The 20,518-nt window shown below is 43.0% G+C and carries 20 protein-coding genes; 14 read left to right on the forward strand and 6 right to left on the reverse strand.

Going from position 1 to position 20,518, the window contains the following annotated elements; genetic code table 11:
* Positions 1 to 19 precede the first annotated feature (19 nt).
* Positions 20 to 583: a type 1 periplasmic binding fold superfamily protein gene (locus AC0J2F_RS01165; protein ID WP_473008217.1), complete on the forward strand. Its 564-nt coding sequence runs from the start codon at positions 20 to 22 to the stop codon at positions 581 to 583.
* Between the two features lie 51 nt (positions 584 to 634).
* On the opposite strand, the gene AC0J2F_RS01170 is transcribed toward AC0J2F_RS01165, so the two are convergent.
* A complete protein-coding gene (locus tag AC0J2F_RS01170; RefSeq protein ID WP_087525217.1) occupies positions 635 to 943 on the reverse strand; it encodes a hypothetical protein in 309 nt (102 codons plus the stop codon).
* Positions 944 to 996: 53 nt separating this feature from the next.
* Positions 997 to 1,593 carry a GTP cyclohydrolase I FolE gene (gene folE / locus AC0J2F_RS01175; RefSeq protein ID WP_087525216.1) on the reverse strand — a complete coding sequence of 199 codons (597 nt, stop codon included), beginning with the start codon at positions 1,591 to 1,593 and terminating at the stop codon, positions 997 to 999.
* Between the two features lie 165 nt (positions 1,594 to 1,758).
* On the opposite strand from folE, the gene AC0J2F_RS01180 reads away from it, so the two are divergent.
* The 8 genes from AC0J2F_RS01180 (at position 1,759) to AC0J2F_RS01215 (ending at position 10,418) form a co-directional block, all read left to right on the forward strand.
* A complete protein-coding gene (locus AC0J2F_RS01180; protein WP_473008218.1) occupies positions 1,759 to 4,167 on the forward strand; it encodes a DUF5916 domain-containing protein in 2,409 nt (802 codons plus the stop codon).
* Positions 4,168 to 4,223: 56 nt separating this feature from the next.
* On the forward strand, positions 4,224 to 4,883 hold the full coding sequence (locus tag AC0J2F_RS01185; RefSeq protein WP_473008220.1) for an ABC transporter ATP-binding protein: 660 nt from the start codon (positions 4,224 to 4,226) through the stop codon (positions 4,881 to 4,883).
* On the forward strand, positions 4,880 to 5,647 hold the full coding sequence (locus tag AC0J2F_RS01190; protein WP_473008221.1) for a TIGR02757 family protein: 768 nt from the start codon (positions 4,880 to 4,882) through the stop codon (positions 5,645 to 5,647). The genes AC0J2F_RS01185 and AC0J2F_RS01190 overlap by 4 nt, the downstream gene beginning before the upstream one ends.
* 132 nt (positions 5,648 to 5,779) lie before the next feature.
* Positions 5,780 to 7,702 carry a BatA domain-containing protein gene (locus AC0J2F_RS01195; protein ID WP_473008222.1) on the forward strand — a complete coding sequence of 641 codons (1,923 nt, stop codon included), beginning with the start codon at positions 5,780 to 5,782 and terminating at the stop codon, positions 7,700 to 7,702.
* Positions 7,703 to 7,736: 34 nt separating this feature from the next.
* Positions 7,737 to 8,993 carry a dihydroorotase gene (locus AC0J2F_RS01200; protein ID WP_473008224.1) on the forward strand — a complete coding sequence of 419 codons (1,257 nt, stop codon included), beginning with the start codon at positions 7,737 to 7,739 and terminating at the stop codon, positions 8,991 to 8,993.
* Complete coding sequence (locus AC0J2F_RS01205) at positions 8,990 to 9,310, forward strand: hypothetical protein (RefSeq protein WP_374958090.1); 321 nt, start codon at positions 8,990 to 8,992, stop codon at positions 9,308 to 9,310. Before AC0J2F_RS01200 ends, AC0J2F_RS01205 begins: the two co-directional genes overlap by 4 nt.
* Before the next feature lie 46 nt (positions 9,311 to 9,356).
* A complete protein-coding gene (locus tag AC0J2F_RS01210; RefSeq protein WP_473008225.1) occupies positions 9,357 to 9,683 on the forward strand; it encodes a hypothetical protein in 327 nt (108 codons plus the stop codon).
* A gap of 78 nt (positions 9,684 to 9,761) precedes the next feature.
* Positions 9,762 to 10,418, forward strand: a complete 657-nt coding sequence (locus tag AC0J2F_RS01215; protein ID WP_473008226.1) for an alpha/beta hydrolase — start codon at positions 9,762 to 9,764, stop codon at positions 10,416 to 10,418.
* Here the strand turns inward: AC0J2F_RS01215 and AC0J2F_RS01220 are convergent.
* Positions 10,415 to 10,909 carry a hypothetical protein gene (locus AC0J2F_RS01220; protein ID WP_473008227.1) on the reverse strand — a complete coding sequence of 165 codons (495 nt, stop codon included), beginning with the start codon at positions 10,907 to 10,909 and terminating at the stop codon, positions 10,415 to 10,417. The genes AC0J2F_RS01215 and AC0J2F_RS01220 overlap by 4 nt on opposite strands.
* A gap of 16 nt (positions 10,910 to 10,925) precedes the next feature.
* Complete coding sequence (locus AC0J2F_RS01225) at positions 10,926 to 11,705, reverse strand: MBL fold metallo-hydrolase (RefSeq protein ID WP_473008229.1); 780 nt, start codon at positions 11,703 to 11,705, stop codon at positions 10,926 to 10,928.
* A 79-nt stretch (positions 11,706 to 11,784) separates the two neighbouring features.
* Between AC0J2F_RS01225 and AC0J2F_RS01230 the strand changes: the two genes are divergently transcribed.
* Entirely contained in the window at positions 11,785 to 13,230 is a 1,446-nt protein-coding gene (locus AC0J2F_RS01230) for a TonB-dependent receptor (RefSeq protein ID WP_473008230.1), read from the forward strand.
* 14 nt (positions 13,231 to 13,244) lie between these two features.
* Here AC0J2F_RS01230 and bcp read toward each other — a convergent pair whose 3' ends face one another.
* Positions 13,245 to 13,700 (reverse strand): thioredoxin-dependent thiol peroxidase, encoded by a 456-nt coding sequence (bcp, locus tag AC0J2F_RS01235; RefSeq protein ID WP_473008232.1) that lies wholly within the window; start codon positions 13,698 to 13,700, stop codon positions 13,245 to 13,247.
* A 30-nt stretch (positions 13,701 to 13,730) separates the two neighbouring features.
* On the opposite strand from bcp, the gene AC0J2F_RS01240 reads away from it, so the two are divergent.
* Positions 13,731 to 14,399, forward strand: coding sequence for an endonuclease III domain-containing protein (locus tag AC0J2F_RS01240; protein WP_473008233.1), 669 nt, complete (start codon positions 13,731 to 13,733; stop codon positions 14,397 to 14,399).
* 242 nt (positions 14,400 to 14,641) lie between these two features.
* On the opposite strand, the gene AC0J2F_RS01245 is transcribed toward AC0J2F_RS01240, so the two are convergent.
* Entirely contained in the window at positions 14,642 to 15,226 is a 585-nt protein-coding gene (locus AC0J2F_RS01245; RefSeq protein ID WP_473008235.1) for an RNA polymerase sigma factor, read from the reverse strand.
* Positions 15,227 to 15,461: 235 nt separating this feature from the next.
* Here AC0J2F_RS01245 and uvrA point away from each other — a divergent pair, with 235 nt between their 5' ends.
* The 3 genes from uvrA (at position 15,462) to AC0J2F_RS01260 (ending at position 20,492) form a co-directional block, all read left to right on the forward strand.
* A complete protein-coding gene (gene uvrA / locus AC0J2F_RS01250; protein ID WP_473008236.1) occupies positions 15,462 to 18,239 on the forward strand; it encodes an excinuclease ABC subunit UvrA in 2,778 nt (925 codons plus the stop codon).
* Between the two features lie 117 nt (positions 18,240 to 18,356).
* Positions 18,357 to 19,064 carry a hypothetical protein gene (locus tag AC0J2F_RS01255; protein WP_473008239.1) on the forward strand — a complete coding sequence of 236 codons (708 nt, stop codon included), beginning with the start codon at positions 18,357 to 18,359 and terminating at the stop codon, positions 19,062 to 19,064.
* 150 nt (positions 19,065 to 19,214) lie between these two features.
* A complete protein-coding gene (locus tag AC0J2F_RS01260) occupies positions 19,215 to 20,492 on the forward strand; it encodes a hypothetical protein (protein WP_473008240.1) in 1,278 nt (425 codons plus the stop codon).
* Positions 20,493 to 20,518 lie beyond the last annotated feature (26 nt).

The raw sequence follows: 20,518 nt of genomic DNA on the forward strand, positions 1-20,518 counted from the left end.
AATGTTTAACCAGAGAATTATGAAAAAGAACGTTTTATTTATTGCTTCCATTGTTGCAACACTGGTACTTAGTGCTTGTTCCAATGATGACGACAACACTCCAGATGAAGTGAATGAGGAAGAAGTGATCACTACCTTGATACTTACTTTGACTCCAGAAGGTGGAGGCCCAACAGTAACTTTCCAATCGGAGGATCTTGACGGCGACGGCCCCGGAGAGCCTGAATTGACAATTAGCGGTCAATTGGCTCCTAACACAACTTACACAAGTACTATCGTGTTTTTAAATGCTACGGAAGATCCGGCTGAGAACATTACTCTAGAAGTTATTCAAGAAGCCGACGAGCACCAAGTATTTTATTTGCCAAGTAGTGCCCTTAACCTTACTCCTACTTATTTAGACGGAGACGGGAACGGAAATCCTTTAGGAGTGCTTATGGGCTTTACGACTGGAGAGAACAGCTTTGGAAGCTTAACAATTGTTTTGCGTCACGAGCCGAACAAGCCAAATGATGGAACCCTCGCAGATGCCGGAGGAGAAACTGACATCAGCGTAACTTTCGATAACGTCACCATACAGTAAATTGGACGTTTGAATTAGCAAAAAGCCCCTTCAATTTGAAGGGGCTTTTTATTATTGGTCTACTCGTACTTTTATGGGAGTCAGTTCTCCCGGATCCTCTCCATTGAAAACAAAGGTATACAACCACATCAAGGTAAAGGTGGGTATAAAGTCCAAGCCCGGGATCAGCTCTTCTAAGAAAACAATAGCAGAGGCGATCTTTCCTTGCTTTCCGGGATACATCTTATTCATCTGCCATGCAGCCACAGGTGCCCAAACCAAGTCGATAAGAGTTCCCAATCCGGGTAATACCATAGTCACCATTCCAACAGCATCCAGCACCAAGCCTTTGGCCAACATTTTATATTTTAATTTACGCATACGTGTTTATTAGTTCATTAATTATCAAGCAAGAAGCGTACCAAATTTTAGGGCTACGAAAGCTCATTACTGATCAGACGCAAAAACTCGCTTCTTGTTTCATTTTTTTCGAATTGCCCTCTAAATCCAGAAGTGGTTGTTACACTGTTCTGTTTCTGTACGCCGCGCATCATCATGCACATATGACTGGCTTCAATTACAACGGCAACGCCTCTAGGTTTTAAGGTTTTGTTGATACATTCCAGTATATCGTGAGTCAAGCGTTCCTGCACTTGTAGGCGCCTAGCAAAGACATCCACTACTCTAGGCAATTTGCTCAAACCTACAATATAACCGTTGGGGATGTAGGCAATATGGGCCTTCCCAAAGAAAGGCAGAATATGATGCTCGCAGAGCGAATAGACCTCTATGTCCTTAACAATGACCATTTCGTCATAATCTTCCTTGAACATGGCAGATCGCAGGATCTGCTCCGCGTTTTGATCGTAGCCTTGAGTTAGGAATTGCATGGCTTTAGCCGCGCGTTCAGGAGTCTTAACAATTCCTTCTCTAGAGACATCTTCTCCTAATTTGGTGATGATGTCTCTGTATTTTTCCTTCATGTCCTCGGTAGTAGTCTGAGAATATTCTTCAAAGTGTCGGTAAGCCATGTGTGGGTTATTATTTTCTCTAAGCTACGCATTCCTGAGTAAATTATAATTCTTTTGACATTTTCCCTGATTTATTTAACGTTTCCTTAGTAGCCCTGCTGATTTGAGCAAAGTAGTTTTGACTCAACTAACGCCCCCGCGCCTTGGCGCAGAAAAATTAACTGTATGATCTTGCGTCTTTTAACGCTATTATTGCTTTTATTGCCTACTTCGATCCTCGCCCAAGAGCGAAAAAACCTCGAGGCCACCCGGATTGAAAACCCACCGAAAATAGACGGGATCTTAGATGACGAAGTTTGGAGCTCGCTGCCTGCTTTCAATGATTTTAACATGTACGAGCCAGGAAACGAAGGGGTCATTCCTCCGGAGTATCAAACAGAAGTAAAATTCGCCTATGACGACAATTTTGTTTACGTAGCGGCTTATTTATACGATCCGAATCCGCAGGACATACTCACGCAATTCTCGCAACGCGATGAGGTATTTGTGCAAGCCGACGTTTTTACCATTGCCTTGAACACTTACAATGACGGCATCAACGAGACTCGTTTTTACATCAACAGTGCTGGAACCATTGGCGATGCCTTTGTGTCTAACGGCCGAACAGATTTTAGTTACAATGTGGTCTTTAGTGCGCGCACCAGTATGGATGACAAAGGTTGGTATGCAGAATTTCGCATTCCTTATAACGCTTTGCGTTTTCCTGAGGTGGATGTCCAAGACTGGAGCGTGAATTTTTATCGTCGTTTGCAAACACAGAATCAGACCCATACCTGGAATTTCATTGAGAACAGTGTTGGGAACGAAACACAGTACAACGGAACGGTAAGCGGGGTTCGCGGAATAAACCCACCGCTGCGATTGACCCTATTCCCTTTTGTGCAAGGTGTAGGCACTTCCTTTGACGGAGAATCTGACACCAATTTCTCTGCCGGAATGGATATAAAATACGGTTTGAGTGACAGTTTTACTTTGGATGCAACCTTGATCCCTGACTTTGGGCAAGCCGCTTTTGACGAGGTCCGACTCAATTTAGGGCCTTTTGAACAAACCTTCAGAGAGAACCGACAGTTCTTTGTAGAAGGGATAGAGCTGTTCAATAAAGGGGATATTTTCTTTTCCAGACGAGTTGGTAACGCCCCTACGGGTAGTGTTGGCCCTTTAGAGGAAAACGAAAGAATAGTAGAACAGCCCTCCAAAGTAAATCTGCTCAACGCACTAAAGATCTCGGGTAGAACCAAAGAGAAGTTGGGTGTTGGTTTTTTCAATGCAATTACCGAGCGTACCTTTGCCAGTATAGAAGATACCCTTACGGGAGAGCGTCGAGAGGTACTTATAGAGCCACTTGCCAATTACAACATATTTGTGTTGGATCAACAATGGAATGACAATTCTTCTATTTCCCTGATCAATACCAATGTACTTAGAAACGGTAATTTTAGAGATGCTAACGTTACTGCTTTGGCTTTTGATGTAGCCGACAAAGCCAATACCTTTAGAACCTCTGGCCGTGTGGTAGTAAGTAATGTGAATGAGGGCAACGGCTTTAAAACGGGTTTGCGAACAGAGTTCGACATTTTTAAGACCAAAGGAAACTTCCGGTATCGCTTTGGACACGATTTAGCAAATACAACCTTAGATATCAACGACTTAGGACTTAACTTTCGCAACAACTTCAACAACTTTGTTGTGGGCGGAAGCTATCAGATCTTTGAACCTACAGAGACTTTTAATTTTTACCGTATTAATCTAACAGTTAGACACAGACGCCTTTATGAGCCGGATGTGCAAACAGGAAACAGCATCTTTACCAACGCCTTCTTTGTAACCCCTGAACGTTTTGCCTTTGGAGTTGACGCCAGTTACAATACCGAAAGTGACGATTACTTTGAACCGCGAGTAGCAGGGCGTTTTCTGACTTATCCGTCCAATTATGGTTTCGGCGGATTTGTCTCTTCGGATTTTAGAAAGAAATTTGCTTACGATCTAAACCTCGGCTATCAGAATTGGGATGCAGAGCAGCAATATCGCTATAACATCAACTTATCTCCGCGTTACCGCTTTACAGATAATTTCTTGGTTGTATGGTCTACCAACTATTCCAAGAACGAGAATAATTTCGGTTGGATCTTCAACGACGACAACGGGATCATTATTGGGCAACGCGATCTGACCAATATAGAGAACAGCTTAACTGCGAGCTATAATTTTGACCCCTATAAGGCCATAGACCTGCGGTTTCGTAATTTTTGGAGTACCGCCAATCACAGCGACAATGTGTATTGGATGCTCAATGATGACGGCAGCAGAACCCGCACAGACTACGATCTGGAGAACAGAGATCCAGACACTAACTTCAACATTTGGAACTTGGATTTGAGCTTCCGTTGGCGATTCGCCCCGGGGAGCGAAGCAACACTCCTCTATAGAAACCAGATGTTTAACCAAACCGATTTGGCCAACCTAAATTATTCCGAGAGTTTGGAAGCCTTGTTTGATCAGCCTGCGCAGCATACACTTTCGCTGCGTATCACCTATTTTGTGGATGTGAGCAACTTTGGGAACTGGTTCTAATTGGCCCGTTGCACCGCACAATTTATTGTGCTAATTTTACGGTCAAGAATCTGCGGATGATACAAGCAATCAATCTACATAAATCATACGGTGACCTCCACGTGCTTAAGGGCGTGGACCTAAAAGTAGAAAAAGGAGAGATTGTTTCTGTAGTTGGCGCCTCCGGGGCAGGTAAGACCACCCTACTCCAACTTTTAGGAACCTTAGACCGTCCAGATAAGGATACCACCTCACTTCAGTTTCAAGGTAAAGAGCTTAAAGGCCTGAGTAAAAAAGAACTCGCAGAGTTCAGAAACAAACATTTGGGCTTTATTTTTCAGTTTCATCAACTCTTACCAGAGTTCTCGGCCTTAGAGAATGTTTGTATTCCCGGCTATATAGCTGGCACTCCAAAATCCGAAGTACAAAAAAGAGCGCAAGAACTACTCGATCTGTTAGGCCTAAAAGAGCGCTACCACCACAAACCCAGTGAACTCTCTGGCGGGGAACAACAGCGCGCAGCAGTTGCAAGGGCGCTGATTAACAATCCCGATCTTATCTTGGCCGACGAGCCCTCTGGTAACTTGGATTCAGAAGCGGCAGACAAACTACATCAGTTGTTCTTTGATCTTCGCGACCAAATGGGGCAAACGTTCATTATTGTTACCCATAACAATGTTTTGGCCGATATGGCAGACCGAAGACTCACTATGGTAGACGGGAAGATCGTGTCATGAACAAGACAGAACTAAAGGAGTTTCTAGACGAAAAAGCGGCCCACTACGAACAGCCTGTCTTTTTAGAACAGGATCCGATTCAAATTCCGCATCGATACAATTTAAAAGAAGATATAGAGATCAGTGGCTTTCTTACGGCTATTATCGCATGGGGAAACCGACGCAGCATTCTTAACAGTGCTGGTCGCATGATGGAACTAATGGGCAACGCTCCCCATGACTTCGTAGTAAATCACGAATCAAAGGATCTGGAGGTTTTTAACAGCTTTGTGCACCGAACATTTCAGGCAGAAGATCTCAAGTATTTTTTAAAGGCATTACAGCAAATTTACAGGCAAAATCAAGGTTTGGAGTACAGTCTTGGCAGACTTTACAAGCAGCATGGAGAACTGCAATTGGGCTTGCACCATTTTAAAAAAGAGTTCTTTGCCTATGACCCGCCAGATAGGACTTTAAAACACTTGCCCGATCCTTTACGTGGTTCTGCAGCTAAGCGGATCAATATGTATTTGCGGTGGATGGTCCGCAGTGATGCAAGAGCGGTAGACTTTGGACTTTGGACCCAAATTCCGGCCTCTGCCCTCTCCTGCCCTTTAGATGTGCATAGCGGTCGTGTAGCTCGAAAACTCAAACTGCTCAAACGCAAACAAAACGACGCCAAAGCCTTACAGGAATTAGACAAAGCCTTACGGAAGTTAGATCCTACAGACCCGGTGAAGTACGACTTTGCCTTGTTCGGTTTGGGTGTGGATGAAAAATTCTAGTTTTTGTATTCTTTTTGCATTGAATTCGGGCTGATTTATCACAGCTTTACATAAAAATGTTGCAAGGACGTTAAAAGCCCTTAGGAAGCTGAGCAAAAGTGTATCTTTGAGTGTTGTACGCTTTGGACGAATATGCAATTTAAGAACCCCGAGATCTTTTACGCCCTTTTACTGCTGTTGATACCAATATTGGTACATCTGTTTCAGTTGCGGCGCTTTGTGAAGGTTCCTTTTACCAATGTCGCTTTTTTAAAAGAGATCCAGCTAAAGACCCGAAAGAGCTCGACTTTAAAGAAATGGTTGGTATTAACGCTGCGATGTTTGGCCCTAGCCGCTTTGGTCACAGCTTTTGCACAACCCTTCTTAGCAGAAAAACAAGAAGACGATAAAGAATACGAGTACCTTTTTTACCTGGACAACAGTTACAGTATGACAGCGCGTAGCGACAATACAAACTTATTGTCGGATGCCGTGCAGCGTCTGTATGACAACCCACCTTTAGGAGGTAATATCAGATGGTTTACCAATACCGAAGATTACTTCAGTGAATCCGAAGCAGATTTTAGGAACAGTCTTTTAGAGGTAAGCCCAACCTACAAGCAATACACCTATAAAGAACTATTGCTAAAGGCCGCCGGAAGCTTCTCTAGTCAAGACACGAATAAGCAGTTGGTACTGCTATCGGATTTTCAGTCTCGAGCCTTTGCAAATGCAGACACTACGGCCAACATAGACGTTCTAGCAGTTCAACTACGGCCTAGATCCGCAGCAAATGTGAGCATAGATTCTGCCTATATACAGACAACATCTGCCGGAAACGCTGTTTTAAAAGTACAACTCAGCGCAGCTGGTCGCAGTAACGCTAATTACCCGGTCTCACTTTTTAAGGCAGACGCCTTAAGCGCAAAGTCGGCTGTTAGTTTTAGCGAGTCTTTAAAGGCCGAAGTTGAATTTCCTATAACTCTGGAGGAATCTTACCTAGGTAGACTCAGCATAAATGACCAAGAGCTGGAATTTGACAATGAGCTTTATTTTAGTCTTGGTGAGCAAACGGCCATAAAGGTGATGAGTATCAACCAAGCAGAGCGCAATTATCTAGATAAACTTTTTGCTGCTCCGGAGTTTGAATTGGTGCACAACCCGCATACCGCGGCAGATTACAATGCAATTCTGCAGCAAAATGTAGTTGTATTAAACGAATTGGAACGCATTCCAACAGGATTGTCCACCGCACTTTTGCGCTTTAAAGAAAATGGAGGTGTTATCATAGTGGTCCCTGCCGCTAATGCCGATACCGCCGAATACCAACGCCTTTTATCGCAATTAGATGCCGGTAGCTTTTCAGAGGCAGTTTCTCAGGAGCGCAAGCTAAATACCATCAACTTTGATCATCCTTTATTTAATGGGGTCTTTAACCAGCAGGTCACAAATTTTCAATATCCTACAGTAAATACCTTTTTCGATCTGAGCAGTAGCGGAAATGATCCTTTAACCTTAGAAGGTCAGAATCCGTTCTTGATACAATATGAAAGTGTGTATGTCTTTGCTTCGCCGCTGAGTAATCCGCATTCTAATTTTAAAGAATCGCCGCTTATTGTACCAACCTTTTACAATATGGCCAAAAAAGCGCTGCCAATCCCGGTGCTGTATTACGAGCTTGGCAAACCACAAGAGATCGCGTTAGCGGTGAGTTTGTCTGAAGATCAGATTGTTCAGTTAAACGGGAACCAAGAGCAGTTCATTCCTTTACAGCAGCGTTTTGCCAGCAAGCTCGTTTTACAATCCGAAGAGAATCCAACCGAACCTGGGCATTATTTTGCACTCAACCAAACCGATACCCTCGCAGTTCTTAGCTACAACAATCCTAGAGCAGAAGCCGATCTACGCCTGTTCGAAGCAGCCGATCTAAAAGGCATAAATTTCTATGATGACCTGAGCGAATTGCTCAACGAATTGCAGCAGGCCGGTGAACAACGACCACTTTGGCAGTGGTTCGTGCTCTTGTGTTCGATCTTTTTACTGCTAGAAATGGCGATTTTGAGATTCTTTAAGTAGGATAATTTTTAAAGATAGTATTATCTTTGCACCAATGCAGGTGCTAATAAAATCCGCAACCGTCATCGATCGTGCTAGTGATCACCACAAAAAGAAGCGCGACATCCTTATTTTTAACGGAACTATTCAAAAGATCGCAGCCTCCATAGAGGCGGCAGATGCTGATCTAGTTATAGACAAACCGAATTTACACCTCTCTCCTGGTTGGTTTGACTCCAGTGTGTGTTTTGGAGAACCGGGTTACGAACAGCGAGAAACCCTTGCCAATGGAATGGCTGTAAGTGCCGCTTCTGGCCTTTGCCATGTTGCCATAAACGCTAATACCGACCCCATTACCGATAATAAATCCGCAGTTAGCTTTATAGCGCAACGCACAGAAGCAGCTGCTGTAAATGCTTTGATTATCGGAGCACTTACACAAAAGAGCCAGGGTGTGGATCAGGCAGAGATGTTCGATATGTTCCAATCGGGCTGCAAGAGTTTTTACGACTACAAACGTCCGATAGATGATGTAAACCTGCTAAAACTTTCACTGCAATACACCCAGCCCTTTAGTGGCCTGGTGCAGTCGTTTCCCTATGAGCACGGTTTATCGCCAAAAGGAGTTGTACACGAAGGTGTTCAAAGCACTATGTTAGGACTTAAAGGGATCCCTACCACCTCTGAAACGCTAAGAATTCAGCGAGATCTTGGCATTTTGAGCTATAGCGGTGGGCAGCTGCATATTCCGACCATCTCTTCTGCTGCCAGCGTGGCCTTGATAAGAGCCGCCAAAAATGAAGGTCTTAAGGTTAGTTGTAGTGTTGCTGCGCATCATTTACTGTTTACAGACCAAGTGCTCGACAGTTTTGACACCCAATACAAGGTAATGCCTCCTTTGCGTACAAAAGAGGATCAAGAAGCACTTATAACTGGTCTTAAAGATGGCACTATTGATGGGATCACCTCAGATCATAATCCTTTGGATATAGAGGCCAAGAAAAAAGAATTTGATCATGCTGATTTTGGAACCATTGGCTTGGAATGCCTATTTGGTGTGGCTAATATGACCTTAGGACTAGAAGAGGCAGTTGATGCCTTAACTGGATTAAAATCCAACTTTGGGATAGCACAAACAAAAATCGCAGCAGGTGAGAAGGCCGATTTGAGCTTGTTTGATCCGGATTTGCAATGGACTGTAAATGCGAAGCAGCTCCCCTCCTTTTCTAAGAATTGTATATTCAACGGACATCAGCTTAAAGGAAAAGCCTACGGCATGATATTAGGAGAAAAATACCATTTGAACTCATGAGCGAATCTCCTTCGGCTAAATCTATAGCGATTATCGCTTATATTACCTTTATTGGGACCTTGATCGCTTATTTTATGAATCGAGAGCCCAAACATTCCTTTGCAACCAAGCACATTCAGAATATGTTTGGTTTACTGCTGATCTTATTTTGCGCACAAGTTGCCTATCGTTACATGAACCCTATAATTGGTGACACTTTATGGATAGCTGCCTTTGTAGCTTGGGCGTACAGTTTGGTTACTGCCATAATTGGCAAGAGCCCTTCTATTCCATTTCTTAGCAATAAATTCGAAGAGTGGTTTCAGTTTTTAAAGTAATTAGCTATATTTAAAAAGCTAAATCACTAACTAAAAACAACTTACCATGTCAGAGACCGCAGAAGACGGCAAAACCATTGCCATTATTAGTTACATTACCTTGATCGGATGGATCATTGCCTTAGTAATGCATCAAAGCAATAAAACTAGTTTAGGCGCCTTTCACATTAGACAAATGTTAGGGCTTATGCTTTTTTCTTTAGCCATTAGCATTGTTGGCCAAGTAACAGGCCTAGCGCTTGTACTTTGGGTACTTAACTTAGTACTACTAGTGCTTTGGGTGCTCGGCCTAGTTGGAGCTATCCAAGGAGAGGAAAAAGAAGTTCCCCTTGTTGGTTCACTATTTCAAGATTGGTTTAAAGGCGTTGCCTAGATCTTAAGAATAAGATATCTAAGCCATCGTTTTACGGTGGCTTTTTTTATGCCTAGTTTTGCCAGATAAATTAGAATTATGGCCAACTTCGCTTTAGAACACTTGTACCGACCTGCCGCCAATGGTGCCGTAAAAGCGCCACTTTTAGTATTGCTACACGGCTATGGCAGCGATATGAACGATCTGTTTTCCTTTGCTTCTGAACTGCCAGAGGATTACGCGATAATTTCTGCCCAAGCCCCGCATAAGATGCAGCCATACGGCAATGCCTGGTATGCTATTCATTGGGACCAAGTTGGAGGTGGCAAATTCAATGATATTGAGCAAGCTGTTGCCTCGAGAGAACTTTTAGGGGATTTCTTAGAACAAGTTTTGGAGGCCTATCCCGTGGACCAAGAGCGAGTGGCTTTGGTAGGATTCAGCCAAGGGACCATACTGAGTTTTGCCTATGCCCTCTCCTATCCGCAGCAAATAAAATGCGTGGTTGGATTAAGCGGGTATATCGTAGAAGAAATGTACATGAAGGATTATCGAGAAAATGATTTCAGTGGACTTCAGGTTTACAGTTCCCACGGAAGCGTTGACGGCGTTATTCCTGTAGAATGGGCCCGTAAAACCCCAGGCTTTCTAGACGAGCTGGGAATTCCAAATGTGTTTAGCGAGTTTCCGGTAGGTCACGGGGTGGCTCCGCAGAATTTCTACGAGTTCAAAGCTTGGTTAGAAAAACACCTCTAATTTGGATACATCAAGGAACCAAGGGTGTTGAAGGTGATCTGTTTATCGTCTTCAATAAAATATTCCAAGACCATTTCTCCCCAGTAGCGACCATCGGTAAAGTCTGCCACCAGCCAGCGGTGATTCAAGAATTTAAGTTTATTGATACGCATGGTTCCGTCCATTCCTTCATACGGAATTAAAGGGTTTCCCTCTGTTTGTCCGTTGTAGACATAGATAGATTCACGCACGTAATTTTCTATATCAGCAGCTTCAAAACCCAGAGACTCAAAATAGGTCATGGCGTTATCATTGCCTTGAAGGGTAAAGTAATTCAGGCTAGTGTTCTGCGCCTGAAGGGTGTCGATATCGGCTGTTAGTTGATCAATTTGAGCTTCCAATTTATCGATTTTTCCTTGCTGGTCTTCGTAGATGCGCTTTTGGTTCACATACATGAACAAGACCAAAAGGATAGAAAAAAAGAACAGGTACATAAAAATTGACTTCTTCATAAAGGCTAGACGCTATTTATTCGAGGTTAAGTTGCAAATTGTCGTAAGCAAGGTAAATATTTTCTGGCAGGTATTTAGAGACGTCTTCATGGAAACCTAGCAAATGACTTATGTGCGTAAAATAGGTTTTCTTGGCACCTATCTGCTGCGCGAGCTCAATTGCTTCCTCTAAATTGAGATGAGTGCGGTGCGGCTCCACACGAAGTGCGCTGATAACAACAGCATCAAGGCCTTTCAGCTTTTCCAGCTCCTTTTGATGGATGGATTTCACATCGGTCATATAAGCAAAATCATCGATTCGAAAACCAAGGATGGATAGATCCCCATGCATCACCCGTATAGGAACGATCTGTTTGCCACCCAACTTAAAAGCTTTGTTTGGAGAAATTCTGTTTTCGGCTATGGTCGGTGCACCAGGATATTTGTTCTCTGTCTCAAAGATGTAAGCAAAACGTTCGTGCAAGGCATCAAAAACTCTTTGCTCAGCATAGAAAGGCACATCGCCCTGTCTAAAGAAAAAGGGGCGAATATCGTCTAATCCAGCTGTGTGGTCGCTGTGTTCATGAGTGAGTAAAATTCCGTCCAAACGCTGCTGTCCAACGCGAAGCATTTGTTGCCTAAAGTCCGGACCGCAATCGATCACGTAGTACTTATCATCCCAGTGCAGCTGTATAGAAACTCGTAGTCGTTTGTCTTTGGGATCATCGCTCATACAAACCGGATGTGTGCTACCGATTATGGGAATTCCCTGCGAGGTTCCCGTACCTAAAAAAGTAATTTTGAGTGGTGATCTCATGCTTGTAAAAATAATTCTAAATTTTTTGAAACCCTATTGGAATTAGTACCTTTGTATTACATCCAAATTGCAATGAATTATGCCGGAAACGATTAAAGGCGACAAGGAGTTTGAAAATATTCCCTCCATACACGCCAAATGCCTGAGGATAAATCTTAACGAGAACATTTACGGTACATTTGCCGAGATCGGAGCTGGTCAGGAAACAGTTCGTAATTTCTTTAGAGCGGGAGGTGCTTCCGGAACCATTGCAAAAACAATGTCGGCATACGACAAAGACTTTAGTGATGCTATTTACGGCGTTGAGCCAGACGGACGTTATGTGACTGAGCCACGCCTAAAACGCATGCTAGAGCACGAAACCCAGCTTATCGAAGAGCGTATCCTGCGCGATAAGCATCCGGATAAGATCTTCTTTACTTACGCCAATACAGTTACGACAATTGACTTTGCTAAGAAGTACAAAGGCCATGGTTGGGTTGGAATTCGTTTTCAAACTACTCCAGAAGAGGATTACAGCGAAATCATACTGCACGTACGCTTTAAAGAGAACGATGCTCGCCTGCAACAAATAACCTTAGGAACCTTAGGAGTTAATCTTATCTACGGGGCCTTTTATAAGCACGATCAGCCGAGAAAACTCTTGCGTTACCTCTACGATCACCTACACAAAGATCAGATAGAGATCGATACGATCAATTTCTCCGGACCGCGATTCGCCACTGTAGACAACCGTTTGATGAGTTTACAACTTATTAAGAACGGGATGACAGAGGCCATCATCTTTGGTCCTGACGGAAACAACATACTTCCAGCTAGAATCTTGTACAAAAAGAACATCTTGGCTCTTCGCGGTAGCTTTAGACCGGTAACCAAGGTGAATATCGATATGTATGAGACGGCCCACCGATTGTTTATGGAAGAAAACAAGGTGGATCCTAACAGATCCATCACCATATTTGAGATCACGCTGTCGAATTTACGCGCAGAGGGCGAAATAGACGAACGCGACTTTATGGACAGAGCAGAATTACTCTGTTCTTTGGGTCACACGGTGCTCATATCGAACTTCCAGGAATACTATAAATTGGTGGAATATTTTAGCAACTACACCAAGAATCGCATTGGATTGGCCATGGGTGTCAATAACTTGGTCGATGTATTTGATGAAAAATACTACCGCCATCTTTCTGGCGGGATTTTGGAGGCCTTTGGTAAGCTCTTCTTTAAGGACCTTAAAGTATACCTCTACCCGATGCGAACCAGCGAAGGGGAGTATATTACCAGCGAGAATCTAAAGGTACACCCACGCATGAAGGAACTTTACAAGTTCTTTAAGTATAATGGAAAACTCGTTGATATTGAAGACTTTAACTCTGATATTTTAGACATTTTCTCTCGCGAAGTACTTCGTATGATAGAAGCCGGAGAACCGGGTTGGGAAGAAATGCTACCAGAAGGAATTGCCGAAATGATCAAAAAAGAAGGCCTCTTCAATTGTAATGAAAAGGCCCTGCAGTCTTAAAAGGAATATTCTTTTTATAATTCTAGAATTTGAGCAGCGTGGACTTTGGTCTTCACCTTTTCGATCACATGCTCCACAACCCCTTCTTCATTGATCAAGAAGGTCATTCGGTGAATTCCGTCATATTCGCGGCCCATGAACTTTTTAGGTCCCCAAACACCAAAGGCGTTGATAACCTCTTTTTCGGTATCCGCCAATAGCGGAAACGGAAAGTCATACTTATCGCTAAAATTCTTTTGTTTACGCTCTGTATCGGCACTTACGCCTACCAAATGATAGCCTTTGGCTTGTAATTCGCTGTAGTGATCGCGCAGATCACAGGCTTCTGCGGTACAGCCCGGAGTACTTGCAGCCGGATAAAAGAAAACCACCCATTTCTTTCCTTTAAAATCGTTAGAATCTACTAGGTTTCCGTTCTGGTCATTGACTTTGAAATGCGGAACCGCATCTCCTGCTTTTAGTGTATTCATTTTGCTATTTTTGTTCAAATTTACGCAATAATGACCAAGCAAGAAAAGGTAAAATTCGTCATAGACACTTTGCAGGAACTCTATCCGGAAATTCCTATACCCTTAGATCACAAAGATCCTTATACCCTACTCATCGCAGTATTATTGTCTGCCCAAAGTACTGATATTCGCGTAAATCAGATCACTCCGAAGTTATTTGCCATAGCGGATAATCCCTATGATATGATCAAGCTCAGTCAAGAAGAGATCCGAGAGATCATTAAGCCAGTTGGGCTCTCACCCATGAAGTCCAAAGGCATCTATGAGCTATCACATATTCTGATCAACGAGCACAACGGACAAGTACCTGCAAGCTTTGAAGCTCTTGAAGCACTGCCGGCAGTAGGTCATAAAACGGCAAGTGTAGTTATGGCACAAGCCTTTAATGTGCCTGCATTTCCGGTAGATACGCATATTCATAGGCTTATGTATCGCTGGGGATTGACCAACGGCAAGAATGTAGTACAGACCGAAAAAGATGCTAAACGCCTGTTCCCTAAAGACCTGTGGAACAAATTGCACTTGCAGATCATTTGGTACGGAAGGCAATACTCCCCAGCTAGAGGTTGGGATCTTGCAAAGGACATCATAACCAAAACGGTAGGAAGAAAATCCGTTTTGAACGATTATTACAAGACTAAAGCTAAAAAGAAGGCATAAAAAAACCCGCCGTTAAGCGGGTTTTTCCAAAGTTTAGTTTAGAAGTGCTTCAAACTTCAATTTATTATAATCTATAACACTTAAAGCCTTAGAATAATCTAGAAGGAACTTAATCGTCTCTTCTTTTGGAACCATTTTATTCACGGGGTCCCTGCGTGAGGTCTTAGAGTACATTTCTTGCATAGAACGTTGTTTAAGAGTTAATGTTCCTAAAGAACGTTGCTGCTGTACTGTTTATTGTATCAATTAGTTAAAATAATATTATGCTTATCAATTACCTTTCTCAGGTTTATAAGCGCATAACGCATTCTTCCCAATGCCGTATTGATGGAAACGCCCGTCTGCTCTGAGATCTCTTTGAAACTCATGTCTTTGTACATACGCATGATCAAGACGTTTTTTTGATCTTCAGGCAGTTCTTCTATCAACCTTTTTACATCGTCTGCAACTTGATCTTTTATCAATCGCTTCTCTGCATTAAGAGAATCATCACTTAATACAGAAAAAATATTAAAGTCGCCATTGTTCTCGAACTTCGGCATACGATTGTTCTTTCTAAAGTAATCGATAACCAGATTATGCGAAATACGCATCACCCAGGGTAAAAACTTCCCTTCTTCATTATAAGCACCTCGCTTTAAAGTGCGAATTACTTTAATGAAAGTATCTTGGAAAATGTCTTCGGCGACATCCCGGTCGTAAACTTTTGAATAAATAAAACTGAAGACTTTCTCTTTATGGCGAGTTATAAGCTGGCATAAAGCTGCTTCGTTGCCGTCGATGTATGCTCTTACGAGCTGTGCGTCACTGGTTAAGTTGCGTTCCATATTAATACTTTATTAGGCTCAAAAACCGCTAGGGCTCTGGTTTCTATCTAATTATAAAGTAAAAATATGCTATAGGCGTGCGCTTTAAAAAAGTCGTTAGTGTTCGTAAATATAACAACAAAGTTTTTACATACGCAAAAAAAATATTGCTTTTTGTTTAAAACTTGTGTGGCTGCACCCCTATTAAAACCGCCATTTAAGTGGTATCTTTGCAGGGTTTTTTAAAGCCAAAACTGTGTCAGAATCAACCTCCGATTTTAAAAATAATATCCTAATTCAAGGGGCAAAACTGCACAACCTTAAAAATATTGATGTAGCTATCCCAAGAAACAAGCTGGTAGTTGTAACCGGACTATCGGGGAGTGGTAAATCGAGTTTGGCTTTTGACACCCTTTACGCAGAGGGTCAGCGACGCTATGTGGAGAGTCTTTCCTCCTACGCCAGACAATTCTTAGGCAGATTGAGCAAACCCAAGGTGGATGCTATAAAAGGTATTGCCCCTGCTATAGCCATAGAACAAAAGGTCAATGCGACCAACCCTAGATCTACAGTGGGTACTTCGACAGAGATCTACGATTATCTCAAACTCCTATTCACTCGAATTGGTAAGACCTACTCGCCTATCTCTGGGGAATTGGTCAAAAAAGATACGGTCACTGATGTCTTAAATTACATCAAAACTTTAGAGGATGGCAAGCGATTGCTACTACTGGCGCCTATCATTTTAGAAGAAGGTCGCAGTTTGGAGAATAAACTCAAAGCCCTTTTGCAACAAGGTTTTGCCAGAATAAAAGCAGCAGACCAAGTGCTGCGGATAGAAGACAGCCTCGACAAATCACTTCCAAAAGATATCTACTTAGTAGTAGATCGTATTGTAAAAAAGGAGGATGAAGATTTTTATCACCGACTGGGTGATGCTATAGAAATGGCTTTCTACGAAGGCAAAGGAGATGTCATCATAGAAGCGGTCGATACTGGAGATAAAAAACAGTTCAACAACCGTTTTGAAATGGACGGGCAAACCTTTTTGGAGCCCAATGTTCATCTTTTTAGCTTTAACAATCCTTATGGAGCCTGCCCTAGCTGCGAAGGCTATGGCGATGTAATTGGAATTGATCCTGATCTGGTGGTGCCTAATACGGCGCTTTCTGTTTACGAAAATGCGATCTTCCCGTGGCGCGGTGAATCTATGAGCTGGTATAGAGACCAATTGGTAAACAACGCTTATAAATTCGACTTCCCGATACACAAGCCCTGGTATGAGCTATCTGAGGCGGACAAGCGTTTGGTTTGGCAAGGCAACAACTACTTTGAAGGCCTTAATAGTTTTTTCAAAGAGTTAGAAGCCAAGAGTTACAAGATCCAGAACCGAGTAATGCTTTCGCGTTATCGTGGAAAAACACGCTGTAGCACTTGTTATGGCCGCAGATTACGCCCAGAAGCAAACTACGTTAAGATTCAAGGCAAGTCTATTTCTGACCTTGTAGAATTACCGATTGAAGAAGTAAGAAACTATTTCCAACAGTTAGAACTTAACGATCACGATACTCAGGTTGCAAAACGCCTTTTGGTAGAGATCAATAATCGTTTGCGTTTTCTTTCTAACGTCGGATTGAATTATTTGACGCTTAATAGAAAATCGAACACCCTTTCTGGTGGAGAGTCCCAACGTATAAACTTGGCTACGTCCTTAGGTTCCAGCTTGGTTGGTTCCATGTACATCTTGGACGAACCCAGTATAGGACTGCATCCAAGAGATACAGAAAAACTGATCGGTGTTTTAGAATCCCTGCGCGATCTTGGTAATACGGTTATTGTTGTTGAGCACGACGAGGACCTGATGAAGGCCGCAGACGTGATCATTGATATCGGACCAGAAGCTGGTACTTTTGGTGGAGAGGTGGTTGCAACAGGTACGTACGATGAGATCTTAAAGTCTGATTCCTTAACCGCAGGCTATCTTAGCGGACGCTTAGAGATCCCAGTTCCGGCTAAAAGACGAGAGGCAAAGAACTTCATTGAGCTCCAAGGAGCTAGACACAACAATCTTAAGAATATAGACGTCCAATTTCCATTGGGCAGTTTTAGTGTAGTTACCGGAGTATCAGGCTCTGGCAAGAGTACTTTGGTCAAAAAGATCCTCTTCCCAGCGCTACAACGCAAACTCGGCGGATACGGTGAAAAGCCGGGTCAATTCTCTACTTTGGAATTGCCAGAGAATGCCTTACAGCACATAGAGTTTGTAGATCAAAACCCAATTGGGCGCTCTAGCAGATCCAACCCGGTAACCTACATAAAAGCTTATGATGATATTCGCTCGCTGTTCGCAGCGCAAAAGCTTTCTGAGATACGTGGCTTTAAGGCCAAACACTTCTCTTTTAATGTAGACGGAGGGCGTTGCGAGACTTGTAAAGGAGAAGGTGAAGTAACCATTGAAATGCAGTTCATGGCCGATGTTCACTTGGAATGCGATACCTGTAAAGGCAAGAGATTCAAGAAAGAAGTGCTCGAAGTTCAATTCAATGGCAAGAGCATAGATGATATTTTAAACCTTACGGTAGATGAGGCAATTGCCTTCTTTGATCAACATGGCGAGAACAAGATCCATGACAAGCTTCAACCTTTGCAGGCAGTCGGTTTGGGCTATGTACAATTAGGGCAAAGTTCCTCTACCCTTTCTGGTGGAGAAGCGCAGCGTATCAAGCTAGCTTCGTTCCTAATCAAAGGAGCAAGTAAGGACAACACCCTATTCATCTTTGACGAACCAACTACCGGGCTTCATTTTCACGACATTAAAAAATTGCTGGATTCCTTTAACGCCTTGTTGGAGAACGGTCACTCTATTATTGTTGTAGAACACAATCTAGACCTTATTAAATGTGCAGACTACATCATCGACCTCGGTCCAGAGGGCGGCGATAAAGGAGGAACTGTTATCGCTTCCGGAACTCCGGAAGAGATCGTTAAAGAAGAAAGGTCATATACGGCAAAACACCTTAAGGCCAAGCTTTAATCCTGTAACTTACTCATAAACAATTACTTGAAATTTTGGCACGCGCTTTGGTTTACTTAAAGCAATAGCGCAAGCCGAAAAGCTTTAAGAGTAGGTAAAACCCAAAATTTCAGGATTATGAAAAAAGCAATTCTTTCAGTAGGTATATTCCTAATCGGAATTTCTACACAGGCAAATGTGACTACGGAATCTAAGGTTTACAATCCTTGGGGGAACTACGAACGCTATTTAAGTACACAATCGGTAACTTTTTACGAAGACGGTATCTTGTTTGAAGTGTTCTTGGATGGCAGTTTTAGCTATGTCCTTCCAAATACCGTACAATACAACAGACGAGGTCGTGTGATTGGCAGAGGTAACGCCAGACGCAATCTCCCTGTCCATGCGAACGGACATCGCGGACGTGGTCATTACAGATTGAACATGGACCGATTCGGGGTTATCCACAGCATTGGCCGTACGCATATATTTTACAAACCGAATGGAAAGGTTCGTTTTATTGGCGATGTGCCATTGCGCTACCGCAGAGGAAGACTAGTCGGTGTTGGCGGTATGGACATTATATATGCCAGACGCGGAAACGTAAGCCACACTTTAGGACATATAAACCGTTTGAACGTGATCTTTGGAACTTGCGGAGTAACAGGAAGCACAACCTTTACCTTTGCGGACCGTTATTTCGGTAACGGGCATTACGACACTACTTATCGAGTAGGGAATCGTTCTAGAGGTCAGACCAACAATGACGATTGGGATTTCCATTGGGATGATGATTGGGACGATGATGACAATGATAACAGACGCGGTCGTCGCAGCCGCAACTAGTATCATGATTTAGTTGATGTAACACTGCTCTCCTTGGAGGGCAGTGTTTTTTGTTACTGATAATCAATACTTTAAAAGTTTGGCACGCCCTTTGTATTTAAGAAAGTGTAATGCTGACCAGAATGCAATTACAAACTAAAATTTAAAGTGATGAAAAAACTTGCCTTACTACTTAGCGGACTCTTACTTAGTATTTCTGGATTGTTTTCAGAAGCCCGCGCAGACAACAGACGATACAACTTCGACGGATCTTCATACATCTTTGTTGAAGGTGGTGTAGAATTCTCAGTATTCCCAGACGGACAATTTGATTTTGTTTTCTTGGGTAACGACGGATTGAATGTAAACGTAAATACTCCAGGAGTGAGTATCAATTACAATTCTGGTTACAATTACGACGCTTTTGTACAGTATGATGACTACGGAGCAGTTATTCAGATCGAGAATGTGCCGATCTTTTATGATAACTGGGGCCGTATATCTAGAGCTGGAAGCGTAGATATCGTATACAACAACAGACGCATTGTTCGCGTAGGAGGATTGCGTGTCTTTTATAACAACTTTGGTCTCTTTGACTACACCCTTGGATATATCAGCCCTTTCTACAGAACCTATATATACAGACCATGGCACGTATTCTATGCACGGCCGATCTGGAGCAACTGTATCGTGTATAACTATCCGTATCGCGCTTACTACACTCCTATCCGATACAGCTACGCGAATCACATTCGCTACTATAACAACAGAGGTCGTAGAGCTTACGTAAATGGTAGAAGAGATTTCTATCGTCCGGGTAGCAGAATTCACTATCGCAACGGTAGAACTGCTGCAAACCCAGATTATCGTCCAGCGCGTAGATCGGGAAGAGATGCGGTAGCTAACAATAGCGGGCGTGGCTCTGGAGCTACAACAAGCAGTAACAATCGTAGAAGTGTTGCGGCCAATACACGTGCCACAAACAACCCGAGAGACCTTAACAATGGTAGATCTAGCAATATGCGCAGAACATCTGCCAATACAAATCGCGGTGGAAGCAGCAATATGGCTACTCGCGATAAGAAACAGAACAATCGTGGAACTGTAGCTCGCAATGGGAACTCTAACAACAGATCCTCCGGTAATATGCGTACACAGCGCAATACCAATAGATCATCTGGGAATATGAGATCTCAGCGAAGCACGAACAGATCAACTGGCAATATGAGAAGCTCGTCTTCTGGTAGCAACCAGAGAGCTACCACGAGCAGATCAAATAGCCGCAGCAGCAATACCAGATCTCAAGCAAATCGATCTGGTGGTTCTAGAAACAACAGCAGAGCAACATCAAACAGCTCTAGAGGTTCTAGGTCTGCAAGTGTGTCTCGCGGAGGCAGTAACAAGAGACAGAGCTCTACCAGCAACTCACGCCGTGGTAGAGGATTCTAAAGATCATTTTTTGGTTGGTTAGTTAG

The organism is Gilvibacter sp. CC01, from assembly GCF_055755295.1.